Source organism: Enterococcus sp. AZ171 (genome assembly GCF_051714005.1).
Lineage (GTDB): Bacteria > Bacillota > Bacilli > Lactobacillales > Enterococcaceae > Enterococcus_B > Enterococcus_B pernyi.
This window is the reverse complement of sequence record NZ_JBIORA010000001.1, coordinates 742996-764438: the sequence shown is the minus strand read 5'-3', so window position 1 is coordinate 764438 and position 21443 is coordinate 742996. Positions and strand designations below refer to the sequence as shown.

Genomic DNA, 21443 nt, shown 5'->3' with positions numbered 1-21443 from the left:
ATGATCCTTAACCAACGAACCTATTTTACCAAACATTTCACTAGTTTTCTACTAAAATCAATAAAATTGAAAATTTTCAAGACGCTTTTTTCATTAAATAAATAAAATCCACCGAAATATCGTAGGTAAAAGGTTCTCTATAAACATTTAAAATATTTATTAATAACAATTCTAATAATTTGACACTCGCTGATTTTGACGGATCAATTCCTAGTATTTTTTATTTTGATTCGCGTTCCGTTAACGAAGCACCAACAAATGCTTTGATCAATTTTTGCGGACGGTTTGGACGTGAAATCAATTCTGGATGGAATTGACAACCAACAAAGAATTTCTTATCTGTGATCTCAACGATCTCAACTAAACGATTGTCTGGAGATACACCTGAGAAGACTAAGCCATGTTCTTCAAATTGTTGACGGTATTTATTGTTGAATTCATAGCGATGACGATGACGTTCTTGAACCACTTCTGCCCCATCATAAGCTGTAGCAGTAGTCGTGCCTTTTTTGACTTTACATGGATAAAGCCCTAAACGTAATGTTCCACCAAGATTTTCAATGTTTTCTTGATCTGCCATCAAGTCGATGATGTTGTTTGCAGTTTCTGGAATCGTTTCTGCTGAAGCAGCGTCTTCTAGACCTACAACGTTACGTGCAAATTCAACACACGCCATTTGCATCCCTAAACAAATTCCTAAGAATGGGACATCATTTTCACGAGCATAACGAATGGCTTCGATTTTCCCTTCGATTCCTCGATCACCAAAACCACCTGGTACTAAGATCCCATCGGCCTCTTTCAATCGTTCATCCACATTTTCACTCGTTAACTCATGGGCTTTTACCCAATCCAATTCGATATCCGCATCAAACGCAAAACCTGAGTGTTTCAATGCTTCAACAACTGAGATATACGCATCAGGTAATTCAATATATTTCCCTACTAAAGCAATGCGAACTTTTTTCTTCAAGTTCAAGACACGATTTTCTAATGCTTTCCATTCGGTCATATCTGCTTCTGGTGTTGAAAGCTTCAAATGATCACAAACGATCCGATCCATTCCTTGTGATTGCAATAATAACGGGATTGAATATAGTGTATCTACGTCTGGTGATTCGATTACTGCTTCTGGTTCAACGTCACAAAATTGTGCCAATTTATTTTTGACATCTTGAGATACTGGTTGCTCTGTGCGCACGACTAAGATGTTTGGTTGGATACCTAATCCACGTAACTCTTTCACGCTATGTTGTGTTGGTTTAGTTTTCATTTCACCAGCCGCTTTTAAATAAGGAATCAACGTTGTATGGATATACATCACGTTATCAGAGCCAACATCAGCTTTCATTTGACGCAATGCTTCTAAGAATGGCAGTGATTCAATATCCCCAACTGTGCCGCCGACCTCTGTAATAATGATATCTGAGTCAGTCATTTTAGCTGCACGCATGATTTTTTCTTTGATTTCATTCGTAATATGCGGAATCACTTGGACAGTTGCGCCTAAGTACTCCCCTTTACGTTCTTTACGCAAGACTTCTGAATAAATTTTTCCTGTCGTCACATTGGAGTATTTGTTCAAGTTGATGTCAATAAAACGTTCGTAGTGGCCTAAGTCCAAATCCGTTTCTGCTCCATCATCTGTAACGAAAACTTCTCCGTGTTGGTATGGACTCATTGTTCCTGGGTCCACGTTGATGTATGGATCAAATTTTTGGATCGTTACTTTCAATCCACGATTTTTCAACAAACGGCCTAAAGATGCTGCTACGATCCCTTTACCAATCGATGAAACCACGCCGCCTGTCACAAAAATGTATTTTGTCATATGTTCAAAAACTCCTTCTTGTTTTATCTGCAGGAAAAGTCTAAGAAAATAAATAAGGCTCCCTATCCTTCTAAAGAATAGGGAGCGTTGATTTCTGTAAACTTCTGACCCTCTAAAAGGGTGCCCAAGGTGTATATTACAAGCTATCTAAACGAAAGTCAAGTATTCAATTACGTTTATACCTACTTGATGGATAAAAGCACTTTCACTGACGTCAATACATTAAGTCCTATGAAACGGAATAAAAATAGTGAAAAAAATATTACTATATATATCGAAATATATCGAAATAGTTGGAACAAAAAATCTCATAAACGATCAAATAATCGCTTTATAGGAAAATTTTATTTGGATGTCACCCTTTTTACTCCTTTCCATACTCTATCAAAGCAGGTAATAGGAAAGTTTTCTCAGGATCCACTGCAAGCGAGCCACAAGGCCAAAAATTCACACTCCAGTGATGAAGAAAAAAAGCGTCTGAGACATTAGTCCTCTTGTACCACCTAAAACCGAATAAACGGCAGAAACAGAAGTAACCTCTTTGGAAATAAGGCGCCATCCACAAAAATTTGAAGAACAATTTTCGTGGATAGCGCCTTATTTCTCGAGGCTGAACACTTCTGTCACGACCTCTTCTATACTTTTCTTTGATTTAACGGGATTTTATTAGTAAAGCTCTAAATATTGTTCTCTTTCCCATTCAGAAACGGTTTGTCTAAAGGCAGCCCATTCCAGACGTTTTGCTTCCACAAAGTTCGCAAAGATATGATTGCCTAACGCATCGATCATCACTTTGTCTTTGCGCAATTCTTTGATGGCATTGTGGATCGTTGATGGAAGATCTTGGATTTGCGCTTCTTCACGTTCTTCTTCGTTCATCACGTAGATGTTACGATCAACAGCCGGTGGTGGTGTCAATTCATTACGGATACCATCTAAACCTGCTTGTAGTAAAACAGCCATTGCTAGGTAAGGGTTCGCTGCTGGATCGACAGAACGTAATTCTAAACGAGTGGATAAACCACGAGATTCCGGTACACGTACCAATGGCGAACGATTACGTCCACTCCATGCCACGTAAACAGGTGCTTCGTAGCCTGGAACTAAACGTTTATAAGAGTTGACCGTTGGATTGCAGACCGCTGTATACGCGCGCGCATGTTTCAGTAAGCCACCTAAGAAATGATACGCAGTTTGACTTAATTCTAAATCTCCGTCTTTATCGTAAAAGGCATTTCCATCTTCATTGAATAAAGACATATTGCAGTGCATTCCAGAACCGTTGATCCCGAATAATGGTTTTGGCATGAAAGTCGCATGCAAGCCATGTTTACGAGCAATGGTTTTCACGACTAATTTAAACGTTTGGATATTGTCACAAGCATCCACGACATCTGCATATTTGAAGTCGATCTCGTGTTGTCCAGGAGCCACTTCATGGTGAGAAGCCTCCACTTCAAAACCTAAGCTTTCTAATTCCAATACGATATCTCGACGGCAATTTTCGCCTAGATCCGTTGGTGCAAAATCAAAGTAACCACCTTTGTCATTCAACGTCGTAGTGATGCCACCATCTTCATCTAATTTGAACAAGAAGAATTCTGGTTCAGGCCCTAAATTGAATGAGGTAAAGCCAAGTTTTTTCATATCATTTAATGAACGTTTCAGATTGCCACGAGGGTCACCAGCAAATGGAGTACCATCTGGATTATAAATGTCACAAATCAGGCGCGCCACTTTGCCGTGGTCGCTTTCCCATGGGAAAATCATCCAAGTAGAAAGATCAGGATACAAGTACATATCACTTTCTTCGATTCTGACAAATCCTTCAATCGAAGAACCATCAAACATCATTTTATTCTCAAGTACTTTGTCGATTTGACTCACTGGAACTTCAACATTTTTGATTGTTCCTAATATATCTGTAAACATCAAACGTAAAAAGCGTACGTTCTCATCCTCAATAATTCGTTTAATTTCTTCGCCTGTGATTTGTTTCTTTACCATGGTATCCCTCTTTCTTTTTTTTATTTCATTCAGTCAAAGTATTGACGTTGTTGCAAGCCTTGTGACTGATAATGTCCTGTTTTGGCTAACCCACCTTGAGCTAATATCTCATCACGGAAAATTTGACGAACGTCGTGATCGGTCAGCGGTTTTTTACTTTTTTCTTCTTGTTTTTTCGCCTGTGCCATTTCATAGACCCGTTTGATTCCAGCCATATTCAATCCTTCTGAAAGATAATCCTTGATTTCTAATAGAATATCGATATCATTCAATGAATACATGCGTCGATTTCCTTCACTTCGCTCGGGATGAACAAATTCCTGTTCTTCATAATACCTGATTTGTCGAGCAGTCAAGTCTGTTAGTTTCATAACTGTACCAATTGGAAATACTGACATTGAACGACGTAATTCCTTTTCTCCCATCTGACGTCTCCTTTCGTCCTATCAATTGAATAAAGTATACCAATCACAAAAAAGACTGTCAACCTCCCATGTTAGGTTTTCTTACATAAGGAGCAGTTTTTTTTATAAAAAAACTTGATCCACTTCTATATGAAGTCGATCAAGCTGGTTTTTTCTTATTATTTCATTTTTAAAATAACTCATCTTTTTTTAGCCATTTTGAATTTTTATTCGCAAACCCACGTACTTCATAGCTATTTTGTTCTTCAATGAAGTGTTCATCTAATACAAGTGTCTGCCGTCTCAACTCACTTAATGTTTGTCCTTGATCACTCGGCACAATTTTCGTATAAGGAAGCATCAACTCCATCAATTGCCGTTTGACGGCCTCGATCAAGCGTTCTTTCCCCTCTTGTGTCTGAGCAGAAATCAAGACATTCGGAAATAAAGTCGGTGTAAATCCTGCTGTGTCGATCTGGTCTGATTTATTATAGACAGTCAATACAGGCATTTCTTTCATATCTAACTCATCCATCAACTTTAAAACTGTTTGTTCTTGCAAGATTCGATCAGAAGAACTTGCATCGACAACATGAAGCAAGAGATCCATCCCTTGACTTTCTTCAAGGGTTGAATGGAACGCATCAATCAACTGGGTGGGCAGATCTTGGATAAAACCAACGGTATCCGTTACAGTCAATTCGAATCCTTCCGCAAAACGCCATTTTTTCGTCAGCGGATCAAGGGTGGCAAATAGTTGATCTTTCGCATATGATTCAGCTTGCGTCAATAAATTAAGGATTGTTGATTTACCCGCATTTGTGTAACCGATCAAACCAATTTGAAACACTTCGCTACTTTGTCTTTTTTGCCGATTACGTTCTCGATGGGCCTCCACTGCTTTTAGCTCTCTTTTTACGCCTAAGATCTTGTTGCGGATATGCCGACGATCCGTTTCCAGTTTCGTTTCTCCTGGTCCCCTTGTACCGATCCCACCACCAAGACGAGAAAGCGACTCACCTTGTCCAGCGAGACGAGGTAGTAGGTATTGCAATTGCGCCAATTCGACTTGCAGTTTCCCTTCTTTAGATCGCGCACGCATCGCAAAGATATCCAAGATCAATTGGACTCGATCAATGACCGGCGCCCCTACCGCATCGGTAATCAGCTGACTTTGACGCGGAGTCAATTCGTGGTTGAATATGACAAGATCTGTCTCATAAGCATCTGCTAATTGGGTCAATTCTTGAAGCTTTCCTTTACCGATCAACGTTTGACGATCCACTTGCGGTCGTTTTTGCGTGAGTCTATATACGACTTCACCAGCTGCTGTATCGATCAATTGTTCCAATTCTTTCATTGATTCAGCAAAATATCGCTGATTTTCTTCCGTTTCTACACCAACAATGATTACTTTTTCTTTTGCTTCTCTCATGTTCCCACCTCTTTCAGCCAACCTTCGATGGCATTTTCGATCTCTGCTAGATCTGTCGGTTTTTTCAAGAGATCGAACCAATGCGCCGTCAAACGATTACGAAACCAAGTCAGTTGTCGTTTGGCATAGCGCCGAGAGTTCAATTTGATTTGTTCGACTGCCTCATCTAGAGTGATGTTTTCTTCAAAATAAGGAAAGAATTCTTTATAGCCGATCCCTTGACTGGCTTGAACCGCCCCTAATTCATAGACCTTTCTTGCTTCTGCAATCAATCCCTCTGTGAGCATTTGATCCACTCGTTGGTTGATTCTACTATAAAGGAACTCACGCTCCGTATCCAGACCGATCATATAATAATCATACAAGCACTCAGGTCTATCTTTCGGTGCCATGATACTATAGCCTGTTGTCTCAAATACTTCTAATGCGCGAATCACTTTTCGCTGATTATTCCAATGGATTTTCCCCGCTGCAAGCGGATCGCGTTCATTCAAATAAGCCCAAAGTTTTTCTTTTCCTAGTTCTTCAGCCATTTTTTCATATTTCTCTCGAACAGTAGCATCCGTTTCTTCATTTGCTCCTAATTGAAAATCGTACAATAACGATTGAATATATAAACCGGTGCCACCAACGATGATCGGCAAATGTCCTCTTTCGGTGATTTCCTTGATCAACTTGCGACCTGCCTGTTGAAAATCCGCTGCCGAATACTGCTGGTCTGGCTCGATCACATCAATCAAATGATGAGGAATCCCCATCATTTCAGTTGGCTTGATTTTTGCCGTACCGATATCCAGATGTTTATAAATTTGTAAGGAATCTCCACTGATGATCTCGCCGTTGAATTTTTGGGCAAGTGTCACACTTAACGCTGTTTTACCAACTGCTGTGGGTCCTACGATCACTAATACTTTTTCCATATGGCTCCTACTTTTTCATTAATTGTTTAACATACCAAGCACGTTCAGGAAAGTCTGTGATGAGTGCATCCACAGGTTCCTTTAATCCTCTTTCAAGCTCTTCTGTCGTATTGACTGTCCAAAGACGAATACGCTTTGGAAACTCCTGTATTTCCTGAGGATGCGCAAATGCCCAAGTTGCTTTAGGGTGAAGACCTTCAATAAAAGGTAAGGTCTTAGCTAGATCTAATTTTTTCATTGAATCACTCATTAAAAGATCCAGTTGTGCGTCTGGTTCGATGACGGATAAACGTTCTAAGGAACGAAGGTTGAAACTACAATAAGCATGACGAAACGGCCACTCATTTTTTGTCATAAGTTCAGATACTTGTGCTTCGATCCCTTCATACTCATACTTGTCCGTTTTGATTTCGATCATCAATGTTCCTCGATAATTTTTTTGGAGAAGTAGCGAGAGTACTTCTTTTAGCGCAGGGATTTTCGCTGCTGGGAAATCTTTACTAAACCAACTGCCTGCATTCAATTTTTTCAGCTCTTCGAGAGTCTTTTCTCGAACAAGGCCTTTTCCATTGGTTGTTCGATCAACGGTTTCATCATGGATAACAATCAGTTGACCGTCCTTACTAAGATGGACATCTAGCTCGATCCCATCCACCCCCACTCTTACTGCTTCAGAAAAGGCGGGCAATGTATTTTCCGGATGGGTTCCTTTACTTCCTCGATGTGCATAAATCTGTACCATAGTCCTCACTCCGATCATCCCTATTTTACCACAGGAACAAAAAAGAAAAAGCTTGGACTCATTGTAAGTGCCCAAACTTTTACTTTATCAAAATGTTTAGTTTCTCTTATCCTTGAGTAAACAATATGTTTTGTTTAGCTCCACACATCATCTTTTGAGAAAAAGCCGATTGGTTGTCTCGTTGTATTTTTCAACTGGGATTTTTTCTCATTGATCATTGCGGTCAAATTATCTGTGAAATTTTCCAAAATGACACGCCCACCTTTGTAAGCATAGCCGCCGATCTTCATCGTTTCATCCGGTGAAAGAATCACTTTGCGATGAGCGATATTTTGGAATAATTCATCTAAAATGTAATTTGGTAAATAAAAATTATTTTGTGCAGAAAATGATTGCAAATACGCAAAGTCATCGATTGTGATATAACAATCGTCAAAAGCATCAAAGCTGACATATTCTTCCAACAAGCTCGCACGCTTTTGGAGAATCTCATTGATTTTTTTATTTAATTGATTCAATGTTTCGATTTCTTTGACTTTCAGTTCCAATTCGCGTCTACGTTGCTCTTTATTCTCAAGATGACGCATTTGGATCGCCATCCCTAAGTAGACTAAGATTGCTCCTACTAATACACCGATAAAACCTGTGATAGCAATTACCAATTACGGTTCCTCCTTCTTATTGATTTCTTTTTTATCATAACATAAACTCACTTTATAAGACTAGCTCTCGGAAAGTTTTTTCATTTGACCTTTATTGACCAAAAATGTATACTACTTTGTAGGTAATCAAAATCAATTTATGTTACACTATTTCTAAACAAATCAAGGAGGAACCTTATTATGAATTTAATTCCTACAGTTATTGAACAATCCTCACGTGGGGAAAGAGCCTACGATATTTACTCACGTTTATTGAAAGACCGCATCATCATGTTGAGTGGACAAGTAACAGATGATTTAGCAAACTCAATCATCGCACAATTGCTATTTCTAGATGCACAAGATTCTGAAAAAGACATTTACATCTATATCAACTCACCTGGTGGTTCTGTGACTGCTGGAATGGCCATCTATGACACAATGAATTTTGTCAAAGCAGATGTCCAAACAATCGTTATGGGGATGGCTGCTTCAATGGGAAGTTTCTTATTGACTGCCGGAACAAAAGGAAAACGATTTGCTTTACCAAATGCTGAAATCATGATCCACCAACCACTTGGTGGCGCACAAGGACAAGCAACAGAAATCGAAATCGCTGCACGTCATATCTTACAAACCCGCGAACGTTTGAATAAAATCTTAGCGGAACGTACTGGTCAACCAATCGAAGTGATTGAAAAAGACACAGATCGTGACAACTATATGACTGCTGAACAAGCCAAAGCATATGGCTTGATCGATGAAGTCATGGAAAACAGTGCTTCATTAAGCTAATCAACCTATCAAGATCAAAAAAGAAGGCCTTCATCCTTGGATGACAGACCTTCTTTTTTTGCTGTAAAAACATGTGTTAAAACTATTGTTGCCATTCTTTGAAGAATCCATCTGCATGTTTTTGTCCCATTTCGATATAATGTGTGATATTCTGTTTATTTTTTTGGATTTCTTCTTCTGTTAACGGACGGATTACCTTGGCTGGTCGACCAAAAGCTAAAACATTCGGTGGGATGATTTTTCCTTCTGTCACAAGTGAGCCTGCTCCGATCAAACTATTCTCACCGATGACTGCATGGTTCAAAACAGTCGCTCCCATACCGATCAACGCACCCTTTTCGATTTTACAACCATGCAGCATACATTGGTGTCCGACTGTGACATTTTCAGCGATCTCAACTGGTGCATCATGATCAACGTGTATGACTGTTCCGTCTTGTATATTGGTTCCTTTGCCGATCTTGATCCAATTGCTGTCGCCACGAACCACTGCTTGGTACCAAACTGTGACATCTTCTCCTAATTCTACATCACCGATAACCGTCGCATTATCTGCTATAAACCTTGCCATCTTTTTCCCTCTTTTCATTTATTGAAGAAAAAAGGTCCTAGAAGGCTGTTCGCCCCTAGAAACCTCTTGTCATTATTCCGCTGCTTCAGCAAATTGGCTGTTATAAAGTTTCTCATAGAAACCGCCTTTTGCTAATAAACTTTCATGTGTTCCTTTTTCAATGATTTGACCTTGATCCATCACTAAGATCAGATCGGCTTCACGGATCGTTGATAGACGGTGAGCGATCACAAAACTCGTTCGTCCTTCCATCACTTTATCCATTGCTTTTTGGATCAATGCTTCAAGTCTCGTATCAACGGAACTAGTCGCCTCATCCAGAATCAATATCTTCGGATCGGAAACAACCGCACGAGCAATCGTCAGCAATTGTTTTTGTCCCAACGAGACATTATCTCCTTCTGAATTGATCTCCATTTCATAACCATCAGGCATCGTTCGGATAAAATGATCGACATTCGCTGTTTTCGCTGCATCAACGATCTCATAATCCGTTGCATCTAATTTACCAAAACGAATGTTGTCGGCAATCGTTCCCTCGTACAACCAAGCATCTTGCAGTACCATCCCAAACATGGAACGAACATCACTTCGGCTCATCGCTTTCGTATCAATACCATCAATTTTGATCGCGCCATGCGTCACATCATAAAAACGCATCAATAAGTTGATCAATGTTGTTTTCCCAGCGCCCGTCGGTCCGACAACTGCCACCATTTGTCCAGCTTTCACCTCAAAGTTCAAGTCTTGGATCAAAGGTTTCTTCGGATCATAAGCAAAATCGACATGTTCAAACGAAACATTTCCATGGATCGTTTCTGGCAAAGGAACATCGGTCTTGTTTTCTTTTTCCTCAGGTTCATCTAAAATCTCAAATACCCGTTTCGTGGCTGCGGATGCACTTTGCAATACGGAGGATAATTGCGTCACATTACCCATTGGTTGGCTGATTTGCCAAATATATTGGATAAAGGCTTGTAATTGCCCAACCACAATGACTCCAGAAATTACATAAAAGCTTCCTAAAACTGCCATACCGATATACGTAGCGTAGGCAGTTAATTGTACTAACGGCATCATCAATCCAGAAATAAAGGCTGCTCGAAACCCAAAATGTTTCAAGCTATGGTTGACCTTATGAAATCCTTCAAATGTTTCTTTCTCACGACCGTATACTTTTAACACACTGAATCCAGTCATGTTTTCCTGAACATAGCCATTTAATTCACCTAAAGAATTTTGCATTTCTTGGAAATATTTTTGAGAAGCATTGATCACTCGTTTAGATATCCAAATTGACGCTGGAATCATGATCATTGAAATCAACGCCATGACCGGTTGGATATAAAACATCATCGCTGCTGCCATCGTGATGCCCAAAATAGCATTGACAATACCGATAAAGGCTTGTTGCAAGGCGCCACTAACTGCATCTACATCATTCGTTACACGAGATAAAATATTTCCTTGTTGATTTTTATCGAAATAAGAAACCGGCAAACGATTGATTTTTTCTTCAATATCTCTACGCAAGTCTTTCATGGCACTCTGAACAACATTTGTCATCAATACCCCAGAAAGCAATTGAGAAATACTATAACCGGTACCAACCACCGCGATCCAAATCAAACAGTTGATGATATAAGAAAAATTGATTGCCTCATTATTCACTAGATTTTTGCTGATTTCTGTTGTTGGAAGCCCGACGACATAAGGCAATGCCGCATTGAAAGCCACCGTTAAAAATGTAAATAGTAGCACTAAGATAAACGTCAATCGGTAAGGACGGATATAGCGAGCTAAACGTTTAAAAGAAGCGAAGGTTTTTTTCATGCTAGTTCCTCCTTCGATAATTGAGAAGCGGCAATGTCGTAATAAATCGGACAATTTTCTAGAAGTTCACGATGCGTGCCCATACCTACTACTTCTCCTTCATTTAATACGATGATCTTATCGGCGTGCATGATAGTACCCACACGTTGGGCAACAATCAATACGGTTGATTCAGTTGTTTCTTTTTTCAATCTTGCACGAAGTTTTGCATCCGTTTGATAATCAAGTGCTGAAAAACTATCATCGAAAATATAGATTTCTGGTCGGCGGATGATTGCCCGAGCAATGGCTAACCTTTGTTTCTGCCCACCTGAGAAGTTTGCGCCACCTTCAGAAAGATGTTCATCATAACCGTCCGCTTTTTTAGAAATAAAATCAGTCGCCTGCGCAATATCAGCCGCACGTTCCATTTCCTCTTGCGTTGCATCTTCTTTTCCGTATCTCAAGTTTTCAGCGATCGTCCCAGTAAACAATAGTGCTTTCTGTGGAATAAACCCGATTTTTTGTCTTAGTTTACTCAACTTGTACTTACGCACATCTACACCGTCAATCAGGATCTCACCATGAGTAACATCATAAAAACGTGGAATCAATTGGATCAATGTAGACTTCCCACTACCTGTACTACCAATAAATGCCACTGTTTCGCCAGGTGAAGCAGTAAAGCTGACGTTACGGATCACTGGTTCTTGCGAATGTCCAGGGTAAGCGAAGGTCACATTTTTAAATTCAATGTAGCCTTTCGTTTTTGTTTCCGCTATGCCATTTGGATCTTCAACAATAGCAGGCGTAGCATTTAAAGCTTCTTGGATACGACTAGCAGAGACTGCTGCTCGCGGATACATCATAAACACACTCGCAAACAACATAAATGAAAACAACGCGTGGAAAATATATTCAATAAAAGCAATTAGATTCCCTACTTGCAACTGTCCATCTGCAATTTGTAGCGTACCACTCCAAATAATCAAAATCATCACGATATTGAATAAAAAGAAAAAGCCAGGTTGGGCAACTGCCATTAAGCGAAAGAGACTTTTAGAACTTGAAGCATAGTTCTCGTTGACTTTTTCAAATCTTTTTTCTTCGAATTTTTCATTTACAAACGCGCGGATAACGCGTAGACCTGATAGGTTTTCACGTAAGATACTATTGATTCTGTCTAAATTCTTTTGTTGGATTTTTGATAAAGGTTCAGAAAATTTAGCAATCCCAACAACAGCTAATAATAAGAATGGTAATGCACCAATCACGTATAAACCAAGAGATGGACTTGTTCGCATAACCATATACAAACTAACAACAAACATCATCGGTGCCATAAAACCGATTCTTAAAATATTTTGTAGAAACAACATGATTTGATACGCATCATTGGTCGTACGAGTGATCAATGATGATACGCCTAGTGTTTCATACTCTTGATGTGAATACGTTTGGATATGTTTGAACAGATCATCACGAATGTCTGCAACGATATTCGTCGTGATCCTTGACCCAAAATAACCTAAAAATATATTCATTATGATCCCGATCACAGTGATCACGATCATCAATAGTCCTTGTTGTTTCACATAGTCAAAATCATCGTTGAGGATTCCAACATCGATCATGCGTGCTAAAATAGTTGGTAGACCTAGTTCGATCAGAATAAAGCCGAACACACAAATAAAATTCAACACCAAATATTTTTTGTAGCGCATGGTGTAATGCCACATTAACTTCACTTTATCATCTCCTTTAAATATTCTATCTTGCCATTACTTTCAATAGTAGCACAATCTACTACTTTATAGAACACTACATTTTTTAAAAAGAAATTTTTCTGAAAAATATTTTCTCTTCGTACGTTTTTTCATTTTACAGTGACCGTTTTCTATACTTATCTCTTGATTTATGCTAGAATAGCAATTAACTATTGTATGTTTCATACAGAGGATCCGAGTAAAAAATATTCCAATTGGATAAGCAAATGCGAGGCTTGTCTCTTTAAGGAGAATCAAGTATTTTTCTTAAAGTATAAAAAAACACAGGTGGCTTGTCCCCTCGTTTTGTGTTGTCCAAAAAATACGCTAAATTACTGCTTTAAGCAGATAAAGGAGACATAAACCATGATTTACAAAGTTTATTATCAAGAGTCAAAAATCCGTAACCCAAAACGTGAAGAAACACAATCGCTATACATCGAAGCAAACAGCGATGTTGAAGCACGCCAACGAGTGGAAGAAAATACCCCATACAATATCGAATTCGTACAACTTCTAGAAGGTAACCATCTAGAATACGAAAAAGAAAACCCAGCATTCACATTAGTGGAGTTTTAAGATGAAACTTTCCATCAAAAATAATGAGACAGGCGTCTTTGCGATTGGTGGATTAGGTGAAATCGGGAAAAATACGTATGGGGTACAATTCCAAGATGAAATCATTATCATCGACGCTGGAATCAAGTTTCCAGAAGATGAACTGCTTGGCATTGACTACGTCATTCCTGATTACAACTATATCGTACAAAACATACACAAAATCAAAGCTTTAGTGATCACTCATGGACACGAAGACCATATTGGTGGGATACCTTACTTATTAAAGCAAGCAAATATCCCGATCTACGCTGGCCCTCTAGCTTTAGCTTTGATCACAAATAAACTGGACGAACATGGCTTACTTCGTGACGCTGTGCTAAATGAAATAAATGAAGACACTGTGATCCGTTTCAGAAAAACATCCGTCAGCTTTTTCCGAACGACCCATAGTATTCCGGATGCTTTAGGTGTGGTTGTCAAAACACCTTCTGGTAACATCGTGGCTACTGGAGATTTCAAGTTCGATTTTACACCTGTAGGAGAACCAGCAAATTTGCATAAAATGGCTCGTATCGGAGAAGAAGGCGTTCTTTGCCTCCTTTCAGATAGTACCAATGCAGAGATTCCAACGTTTACGAAATCAGAAAAAACGATTGGCCTTTCTATTTTGAAAATATTTGAGAAAATCGAAGGTCGGATCATTTTTGCCAGCTTTGCTTCTAATATCTTCCGTCTACAACAAGCAGCGGAAGCCGCTGTAGCAACGGGTAGAAAAATTGCTGTTTTCGGGCGTAGTATGGAAAATGCGATCGTCAACGGACAACGTCTCGGCTACATCAAAGTGCCTGACGGTACCTTTGTCGATGCGCATGAAATCAATCGTTTGCCTGCAAATGAAACAATGATCCTATGTACAGGTTCGCAAGGTGAACCAATGGCTGCATTGAGCCGCATTGCGAATGGTACCCACCGTCAAATCCAAATCCAACCAGATGATACAGTGATTTTTTCTAGCTCACCGATCCCAGGGAATACAACAAGTGTGAACCATCTGATCAACTTGTTGTCTGAAGCTGGCGCTGAAGTGATCCATGGAAAAATCAATAATATCCATACATCTGGCCACGGTGGTCAAGAAGAACAAAAATTGATGCTTCGCTTGATGAAGCCAAAATATTTTGTACCGGTGCATGGTGAGTTTCGGATGTTGAAGATCCATGCCTCTCTTGCACAAGACACAGGTGTACCAGCTGAGAATTGTTTTATCATGGAAAACGGTGATGTATTAGCATTAACAAGTGATTCTGCTCGTTTAGCTGGAAAATTCGTCGCTGGCGATGTCTATATCGATGGCAGTGGAATCGGTGATATCGGTAATGTTGTTTTACGAGATCGTCATTTACTTTCAGAAGAAGGACTCGTTCTTGCAGTGACAACTGTCGATATCAAGAAAAAAGAGATTCTAGCTGGACCAGATATCCTTTCTCGTGGCTTCGTCTATATGCGTGAATCAGGGGATATGATCAATGAAGCACAACGTATTTTGTTCCACGCATTGCGTGATGTGCTAAATGCCCCCGACTGTTCGGAGCATAAATTAAAAGAAGCGATGGTCGGTGCATTACAACCTTACTTGTTCGATCGTACAGAAAGACATCCAATGATCATCCCTATGGTGATGACACCGGATCAAAACTAACTTAAAACCGAGGTTGCGACATAAGTGTTCAACCTCGATAAACAAGGCGCCATCCACGAAAATTGTTCTTCAATTTTTTGTGGATGGCGCCTTGTTTATCGAAGAGGTTCTTCTGTTACCGCCGTTTATTCGGTTTTAGGTGGTGAGAACTAATGTCCTACTCGCGGTTTTTTATAAAAAAAAGTGAGACCCACAAAAATATGAAAGAACAATTTTTGTGGGTCTCGTCTTATTTTTCGAGGGAAACACGTTGGTTTCGACCTCTGTCATCAATTATTTGGTTCGCTCCATGACAAAGCAAGCCTCATAACAGTATATTTTCGTATAGATTACGCTTTTTCAACGTTTGTAGCTTGTGGACCACGATCTGAATCTTCTACGTCAAAAGTAACTGCTTGACCTTCTTCTAATGTTTTGAATCCGTCACCTTGGATTGCTGAAAAATGTACGAATACGTCGCTTCCATCTTCACGTGAGATAAAACCAAATCCTTTTTCAGCGTTGAACCATTTAACTGTTCCGTTTTCCATTAATAATACCCTCCTCGTGCCAAAGCACTTATTTGATTGTAACATTGCTCGTGTACGATAGAGGTGCAACAGATGTTTCAACTTCTATTCCCAAACAAAATTACATTATAATTGTACACTTGGTTGTTTTTTTTTGCAAGAAAGCTACATCATTCTTTTTCCATTAATCCTTCTTCACGTAAACTAAAGTATTGTTTGCTGCCAATAATCAGATGGTCAAGAACTTCGATCCCCATCATCTCTCCACATTCCTGGATGCGTCGTGTCAATCGCATGTCTTGCTTGGATGGAAGAACGTTGCCGCTAGGATGATTATGAGCAAGGACAAGCCGTGCTGCTGAATAGCGGACTGCGTAATGGAACACTTCACGTGGATGCGCGATCGTCTGATCCAATGACCCGATGAATAAGGTTTTCTTTAGTAAGATTTGATTTTTGGTATCGAGATAGATGCAAACTAAATGTTCTTGTTTTTGATCTTTTAGTTCTAGGATCAATTCTTTTGCCAATTCATAACTCGCATGGACAGTCGTTGTTTGACGCAACTGATCGACTTGTATCCGTCGCCCCAGCTCGATCAATGCTTTGATCTCTAAGGCTTTGACCCGACCAATCCCACGAACCGCTTCTAATTCTGCTAGTGTTGCTTGTCTCAAGAGCGCTAAACCACCAAATTTCTTCAATAACGTACCCGCAACTTCTAATACGTTATATGGATGCTGACCAGTCCGAAGCAAAATGGCTAAAAGCTCTTGATCTGATAACGCATCCTCTCCATAAGTCTCCATCCTCTCCCTTGGTAGAGACGTGGCGGGTACTGTTTGAAGCAAATTTTTTTCCATAAAAAACCTCCTTTCCCGTGCGCTCAAAATAAGATACGAAAAAGGAGGATATTTATTTTATTTTTATTTGATCAATGCCGGAACTTCATGAAGTGAAGAAACAATCGCTGTTGTCTTAGCGGCTAATTCATCAGAAGGCGCTAGTAAATCTGGCACCATGATTACTGGGATTCCTGCACCATACGCCGCTAGTACCCCATTTTGTGAATCTTCTAATATCAATGTCTCCGCTTTTTCAGTACCTAATAACGCCTGGGCATGTAAAAAGATTTCTGGATCTGGTTTTGCACGTTTGACATTTTCAGCTGAGACGATCATATCAAAACGATGACGTAGATTATTTTTTTCTAGCAACAGTTCAATGACATGTCGCTGATTACTTGATGCGACTACTTTTGGGATATCTTTTTCTTCCAAAAAGTTCAAGAATTCTAAAACACCTGGTTTTAATTTAACTTGACCTAAAGCAAAACGATCAAGCGTTTCTTGATAGGAATCGTCGATAAATTTTTGGACAGTTTCTCGACCAAAGTTTGCAAAAATAGTATGGTAGTTCGCCCAAACTTCTTCATCAGAAACGCCTAAAAATCGCAAGTAAAGATCTTTGTCATAGGGAAACCCCATCCGATCGGCTACTGTTTGGGATGCCTCATAATAAACGATCTCTGTATCAAATAATAAGCCATCCATATCAAAAATCACTGCATTAACTTTCATTTTTTCCTCCCAACTGTACAAGCAAACGTCGCACTTCCGAAATAAAATAGAGTGAACCTGTCACTACAAGAACATCCTCAGCCGTCATCTTCTCCAAGATCTCTGCAAGCCCAAATTGCCACATTGAAACAATCGTAACTTTCTCATCACTCGTTGCTTGGATATCCGACAGCTCAATGGCTTTAGGATAATCAAAAGTAGTGACGTAGATTGTTGCATCTGGTACTTCTTGTAATTGGTGTAACATTTTATCAACCTCTTTTGTTCGTAAAGCAGAGAACAAAAGATGGATATGATAGCCTTTGAATTCTTGTTTAAGATTTTGGACTAAACGTGCCATCGCATGGGTATTATGCGCCCCATCTAAAATCACTAAGGGTTCTTCACTTAATCGTTCCATACGTCCTGGCCATTGCGCCTTTTTCAAGCCATTGATCACGTCTTTTTCACGGAATGGAAGATTCATCATTCCACAATAGATTTGATACATTTCAATCGCCATACCAGCATTTTCAACTTGATGTTTCCCGATCATATGGATCGTCAACTTAGGGATTTTGCCAAATTCATTTTGGAATGAAAAAATTTCGCCCCACTCTTCTGCCGGATGTTTGTAACTGACTGTGTAAGCCTCTCCCCATGCGTGTTGTGTAGCATTTTTTAATTTTGCTTGTTTTTCGATCACTGCCAAGGCTTCAGGTACGATATTTCCAGTGACCAGTGGCACATTTTGCTTGATGATCCCTGCTTTTTGAGCAGCGATTTCTTCGATCGTGTCGCCCAAAATATCTGTATGATCCATACCAATCGTTGTGATACCCGTCAACAAAGGTTTCGCTACGTTTGTTGAGTCGAGTAAACCACCTAATCCCACTTCAATGATCGCGACGTCCACTTGTTCTTCCAAGAAATAATCAAATGCCATAGCAGTCAACGTTTCAAATTCGGTAATACCAGCTACTGCTTCAAATTGATCCATCTGCTCAACTAGCGGTTGATATTTCTTTACTAGTCGAATCAATGATTCATCAGGAATGCCTTGTCCATTGATCGAAATGCGCTCATTGAAGTATTCGATATATGGGGAAGTAAATGTTCCGACTGTCAAGCCGGCTTCTTCTAATAAATATCTTAAATAAGTCACTGTTGAACCTTTGCCATTCGTCCCTGCAATATGGATCGTTTTGACTTTTTCTTCTGGGTGTCCGACTACCTCTAATAAGGCCTCTACTCTGTCTAATCCAGGACGTGAGCCAAATGGTAATCGGCTATGGATCCAATTGATTGCTTCTTCGATTTTCACGTTACTATCCCCCCATTCCTCTTCATTATAACAAAAAAGCTTACGTAGGAAACAATGAAATCCAGAAGAGCTCTTTTTACTTAAAAAAGAGAGGCAACTTCCGTCACCTCTCCCTTTCGTTTTATTTGATTGATTTTAATTGCGCAATACGTTCATTGACAGCTGCTTGTTTTTCTGAATAATCTTTTTCTTTTGCACGCTCTGCTTCAACTACATCATCCGGTGCATTCGATACAAAACGCTCATTACTTAATTTTCCTTGTACACGTTTCACTTCGCCTGTCCATTTTGCTAGTTCTTTTTCTAAACGTTGGATTTCTTCTTCAATGTTGATCAGCCCTTCTAAAGGTAAGAAGATTTCCGCGCCAGTCAAGACCGCTGACATTGCTAGATCCGGTGCAGTTACGTCACTTGAGATCGTCAACTCTTCTGGATTACAGAAGCGCTCGATATAGCTAGTGTTTTCATTTAAGAATTGATCGATCTTCGGATCATTTGTTTTGATCAGTAACGTGATTGGTTTTGATAATGGTGTATTCACTTCAGAACGGATATTACGTACAGAACGAATCAATTCTTTCAGTACTTCCATCCCTTTTGAAGCAGCTTCATCATCGTATTCCGGTTGCACGACTGGATAATCAGCCACTACTAAAGATGTTCCTTTATGAGGGATGTGTTGCCAGATTTCTTCTGTAACAAATGGCATGATCGGATGCAATAAGCGTAAGATCTGATCCAACGTATGGACAAGAATACTACGGTTCGTTTGTTTCGCTACTTCGTCCTCACCGTAAAGTGTTTCTTTACTCATCTCGATGTACCAGTCACAGAAATCATCCCAGATAAAGTTATACAATTGGCGACCAGCCTCACCAAATTCAAATTGTTCAAATAAGTCAGTCACTTTAGCGATTGTTTCATTCAAACGTGTCAAAATCCAACGATCGGCTACAGTCTTCTCACCTGAAAGATCAATATCTTCTACGGTCATCCCTTCAACATTCATGATAACGAAACGAGATGCGTTCCAGATTTTATTGATGAAGTTCCAAGAAGCATCCATTTTTTCGTAACTAAAACGTACGTCTTGTCCTGGTGCTGAACCATTAGATAAGAACCAGCGTAACGCATCAGCACCATATTTTTCAATGACTTCCATTGGGTCGATCCCATTTCCAAGAGATTTACTCATCTTGCGTCCTTGTTCATCACGAATCAATCCATGGATCAGTACATTCTCAAATGGACGACGTTCTGTAAATTCCAAGCTTTGGAAAATCATTCGGCTTACCCAGAAAAAGATGATATCATAGCCTGTTACTAATGTACTTGTTGGGAAGTAACGTTGGTAATCTTCATTGTCTTCGTCAGGCCAGCCCATTGTTGAAAAAGGCCATAGCGCTGAACTGAACCAAGTATCCAACACATCGGGATCTTGTAACCAGTTTTCACTGTCTGCTGGTGCTTCCATGCCCACGTACATTTCACCAGTTTCCTTATGATACCACGCAGGGATCTGATGTCCCCACCATAGTTGACGTGAGATTACCCAGTCATGAACATTTTCCATCCAGCGTAAGAAGGTTTGGTTGAAACGTGGTGGGAAAAACTCAACTGCATCATCAGTTTCTTGATTTTGGATCGCCTTTTCAGCTAAAGGTGCCATTTTTACAAACCATTGTGTTGATAAACGAGGTTCAACAACTACCCCTGTACGCTCAGAATGGCCTACATTGTGGATCATCGTTTCGATCTTGATCAGACGACCAAGTTCTTTTAGATCCGCAACGATCGCTTTACGTGCTGCAAAACGGTCCATTCCTTGATACTTACCTGCTAATTCATTCATCGTGCCATCTTCATTCATGACATTCACTCGTGGGAGGTCATGACGGTTACCGACTTCAAAGTCATTTGGGTCATGTGCGGGCGTGATTTTTACAACCCCTGTTCCAAATTCCATGTCGACATATTCATCTGCTATGATCGGTATTTCTTTATTCACTAGTGGTAAAATGACTTTCTTACCAATCAATGCTTGGTAACGCTCATCTTCTGGGTGAACAGCGATTGCCGTATCACCAAGCATCGTTTCTGGACGGGTCGTTGCGATTTCCACCACACCTGAACCATCAGCCAATTCATAGCTCATATGATAAAAGGCACCTTCGATTTCTTTGTGGATCACTTCGATATCAGAAAGAGCTGTGCGTGCTTGTGGGTCCCAATTGATGATGTATTCGCCACGATAGATCAACTCTTTTTCGTATAGGCTAACGAATACTTTACGAACAGCTTCAGACAAGCCATCATCTAAGGTGAAGCGTTCACGGCTATAATCCAAAGATAAACCCATTTTTGCCCATTGTTCACGGATATGACCGGCATATTCTTCTTTCCATTCCCATACTTGATCAATAAATTTTTCGCGACCTAGATCATAACGAGAAACACCTTGCTCACGTAATTTTTCTTCTACTTTTGCTTGTGTTGCGATCCCTGCATGATCCATCCCTGGTAACCATAACGTATCATAGCCTTGCATTCTTTTTTGACGAATCAACATATCTTGCAATGTTGTATCCCAAGCATGACCTAAATGGAGTTTACCAGTCACATTGGGAGGTGGGATAACGATTGAATAAGGTTTTGCTTTTTTGTCGCCACTAGGTTTGAACAAATCTTCGTCTAACCAGTTTTGATAACGCCCCGCTTCAACTTCTTGCGGATTATACTTTGTCGATAGATTCTTTTCTTCCGTCATACTGTCTTCCTCCTTTGAAATAAAAAAAACGCCCTAAATACTTTCGTATTTAGGACGTATAAATTACGCGGTACCACCTAATTTGTAATAGTTGCCTATT

18 protein-coding genes and 1 other annotated feature (1 of these 19 running past the window's edge) are annotated in these 21443 nt (G+C 39.8%); of the genes, 3 read left to right on the top strand and 15 right to left on the bottom strand.

Translation table 11 applies throughout. From position 1 onward, the window contains the following. Positions 1–220 precede the first annotated feature (220 nt). The 7 genes from IGJ49_RS03585 to IGJ49_RS03555 form a co-directional block, all read right to left on the bottom strand. Complete coding sequence (locus tag IGJ49_RS03585; RefSeq protein ID WP_438722425.1) at positions 221–1831, bottom strand: CTP synthase; 1611 nt, start codon at positions 1829–1831, stop codon at positions 221–223. A gap of 666 nt (positions 1832–2497) precedes the next feature. Beyond that, on the bottom strand, positions 2498–3838 hold the full coding sequence (gene glnA / locus IGJ49_RS03580) for a type I glutamate--ammonia ligase (protein WP_010736064.1): 1341 nt from the start codon (positions 3836–3838) through the stop codon (positions 2498–2500). 29 nt (positions 3839–3867) lie between these two features. After that, entirely contained in the window at positions 3868–4263 is a 396-nt protein-coding gene (locus IGJ49_RS03575) for a MerR family transcriptional regulator (RefSeq protein ID WP_010736065.1), read from the bottom strand. A gap of 169 nt (positions 4264–4432) precedes the next feature. Further along, positions 4433–5677, bottom strand: a complete 1245-nt coding sequence (gene hflX, locus IGJ49_RS03570; RefSeq protein ID WP_438722422.1) for a GTPase HflX — start codon at positions 5675–5677, stop codon at positions 4433–4435. Beyond that, entirely contained in the window at positions 5674–6597 is a 924-nt protein-coding gene (miaA, locus tag IGJ49_RS03565) for a tRNA (adenosine(37)-N6)-dimethylallyltransferase MiaA (RefSeq protein WP_010736067.1), read from the bottom strand. The genes hflX and miaA overlap by 4 nt, the downstream gene beginning before the upstream one ends. Before the next feature lie 7 nt (positions 6598–6604). After that, positions 6605–7339 (bottom strand): glycerophosphodiester phosphodiesterase, encoded by a 735-nt coding sequence (locus tag IGJ49_RS03560; RefSeq protein WP_010736068.1) that lies wholly within the window; start codon positions 7337–7339, stop codon positions 6605–6607. A 134-nt stretch (positions 7340–7473) separates the two neighbouring features. Next, positions 7474–7938, bottom strand: a complete 465-nt coding sequence (locus IGJ49_RS03555) for a hypothetical protein (RefSeq protein WP_371740687.1) — start codon at positions 7936–7938, stop codon at positions 7474–7476. A gap of 243 nt (positions 7939–8181) precedes the next feature. Between IGJ49_RS03555 and clpP the strand changes: the two genes are divergently transcribed. Beyond that, positions 8182–8775, top strand: coding sequence for an ATP-dependent Clp endopeptidase proteolytic subunit ClpP (gene clpP, locus IGJ49_RS03550; protein ID WP_010736070.1), 594 nt, complete (start codon positions 8182–8184; stop codon positions 8773–8775). A gap of 82 nt (positions 8776–8857) precedes the next feature. Here the strand turns inward: clpP and IGJ49_RS03545 are convergent, their stop codons facing one another. The 3 genes from IGJ49_RS03545 to efrA all read right to left on the bottom strand — a co-directional run bounded on the left by IGJ49_RS03545 (position 8858) and on the right by efrA (position 12906). Continuing rightward, on the bottom strand, positions 8858–9346 hold the full coding sequence (locus IGJ49_RS03545; RefSeq protein WP_010736071.1) for a gamma carbonic anhydrase family protein: 489 nt from the start codon (positions 9344–9346) through the stop codon (positions 8858–8860). Positions 9347–9418: 72 nt separating this feature from the next. Further along, positions 9419–11179 carry a multidrug efflux ABC transporter subunit EfrB gene (gene efrB, locus IGJ49_RS03540; protein WP_062805557.1) on the bottom strand — a complete coding sequence of 587 codons (1761 nt, stop codon included), beginning with the start codon at positions 11177–11179 and terminating at the stop codon, positions 9419–9421. Further along, on the bottom strand, positions 11176–12906 hold the full coding sequence (efrA, locus tag IGJ49_RS03535) for a multidrug efflux ABC transporter subunit EfrA (RefSeq protein WP_010736073.1): 1731 nt from the start codon (positions 12904–12906) through the stop codon (positions 11176–11178). The genes efrB and efrA overlap by 4 nt, the downstream gene beginning before the upstream one ends. A gap of 384 nt (positions 12907–13290) precedes the next feature. On the opposite strand from efrA, the gene IGJ49_RS03530 reads away from it, so the two are divergent. Further along, positions 13291–13503: a DNA-directed RNA polymerase subunit epsilon gene (locus IGJ49_RS03530; protein WP_010736074.1), complete on the top strand. Its 213-nt coding sequence runs from the start codon at positions 13291–13293 to the stop codon at positions 13501–13503. A gap of 1 nt (position 13504) precedes the next feature. Next, entirely contained in the window at positions 13505–15184 is a 1680-nt protein-coding gene (gene rnjA, locus IGJ49_RS03525; RefSeq protein WP_010736075.1) for a ribonuclease J1, read from the top strand. A gap of 329 nt (positions 15185–15513) precedes the next feature. Here rnjA and IGJ49_RS03520 read toward each other — a convergent pair whose 3' ends face one another. From IGJ49_RS03520 to IGJ49_RS03500, 5 genes are all read right to left on the bottom strand, one after another. Continuing rightward, positions 15514–15714: a cold-shock protein gene (locus IGJ49_RS03520; protein ID WP_010736076.1), complete on the bottom strand. Its 201-nt coding sequence runs from the start codon at positions 15712–15714 to the stop codon at positions 15514–15516. Positions 15715–15863: 149 nt separating this feature from the next. After that, the gene (gene radC / locus IGJ49_RS03515; protein ID WP_010736077.1) at positions 15864–16556 is read right to left on the bottom strand and encodes a RadC family protein; all 693 of its coding nucleotides are present in this window, start codon (positions 16554–16556) and stop codon (positions 15864–15866) included. A gap of 63 nt (positions 16557–16619) precedes the next feature. Next, positions 16620–17273, bottom strand: a complete 654-nt coding sequence (locus IGJ49_RS03510) for an HAD family hydrolase (protein ID WP_062805560.1) — start codon at positions 17271–17273, stop codon at positions 16620–16622. Then, positions 17263–18576 carry a bifunctional folylpolyglutamate synthase/dihydrofolate synthase gene (locus IGJ49_RS03505; protein WP_194180138.1) on the bottom strand — a complete coding sequence of 438 codons (1314 nt, stop codon included), beginning with the start codon at positions 18574–18576 and terminating at the stop codon, positions 17263–17265. Before IGJ49_RS03505 ends, IGJ49_RS03510 begins: the two co-directional genes overlap by 11 nt. A 121-nt stretch (positions 18577–18697) precedes the next feature. After that, positions 18698–21343 (bottom strand): valine--tRNA ligase, encoded by a 2646-nt coding sequence (locus IGJ49_RS03500; protein ID WP_023519258.1) that lies wholly within the window; start codon positions 21341–21343, stop codon positions 18698–18700. 47 nt (positions 21344–21390) lie between these two features. Next, positions 21391–21443: a binding site (T-box leader), on the bottom strand (it continues 160 nt past the right edge of the window).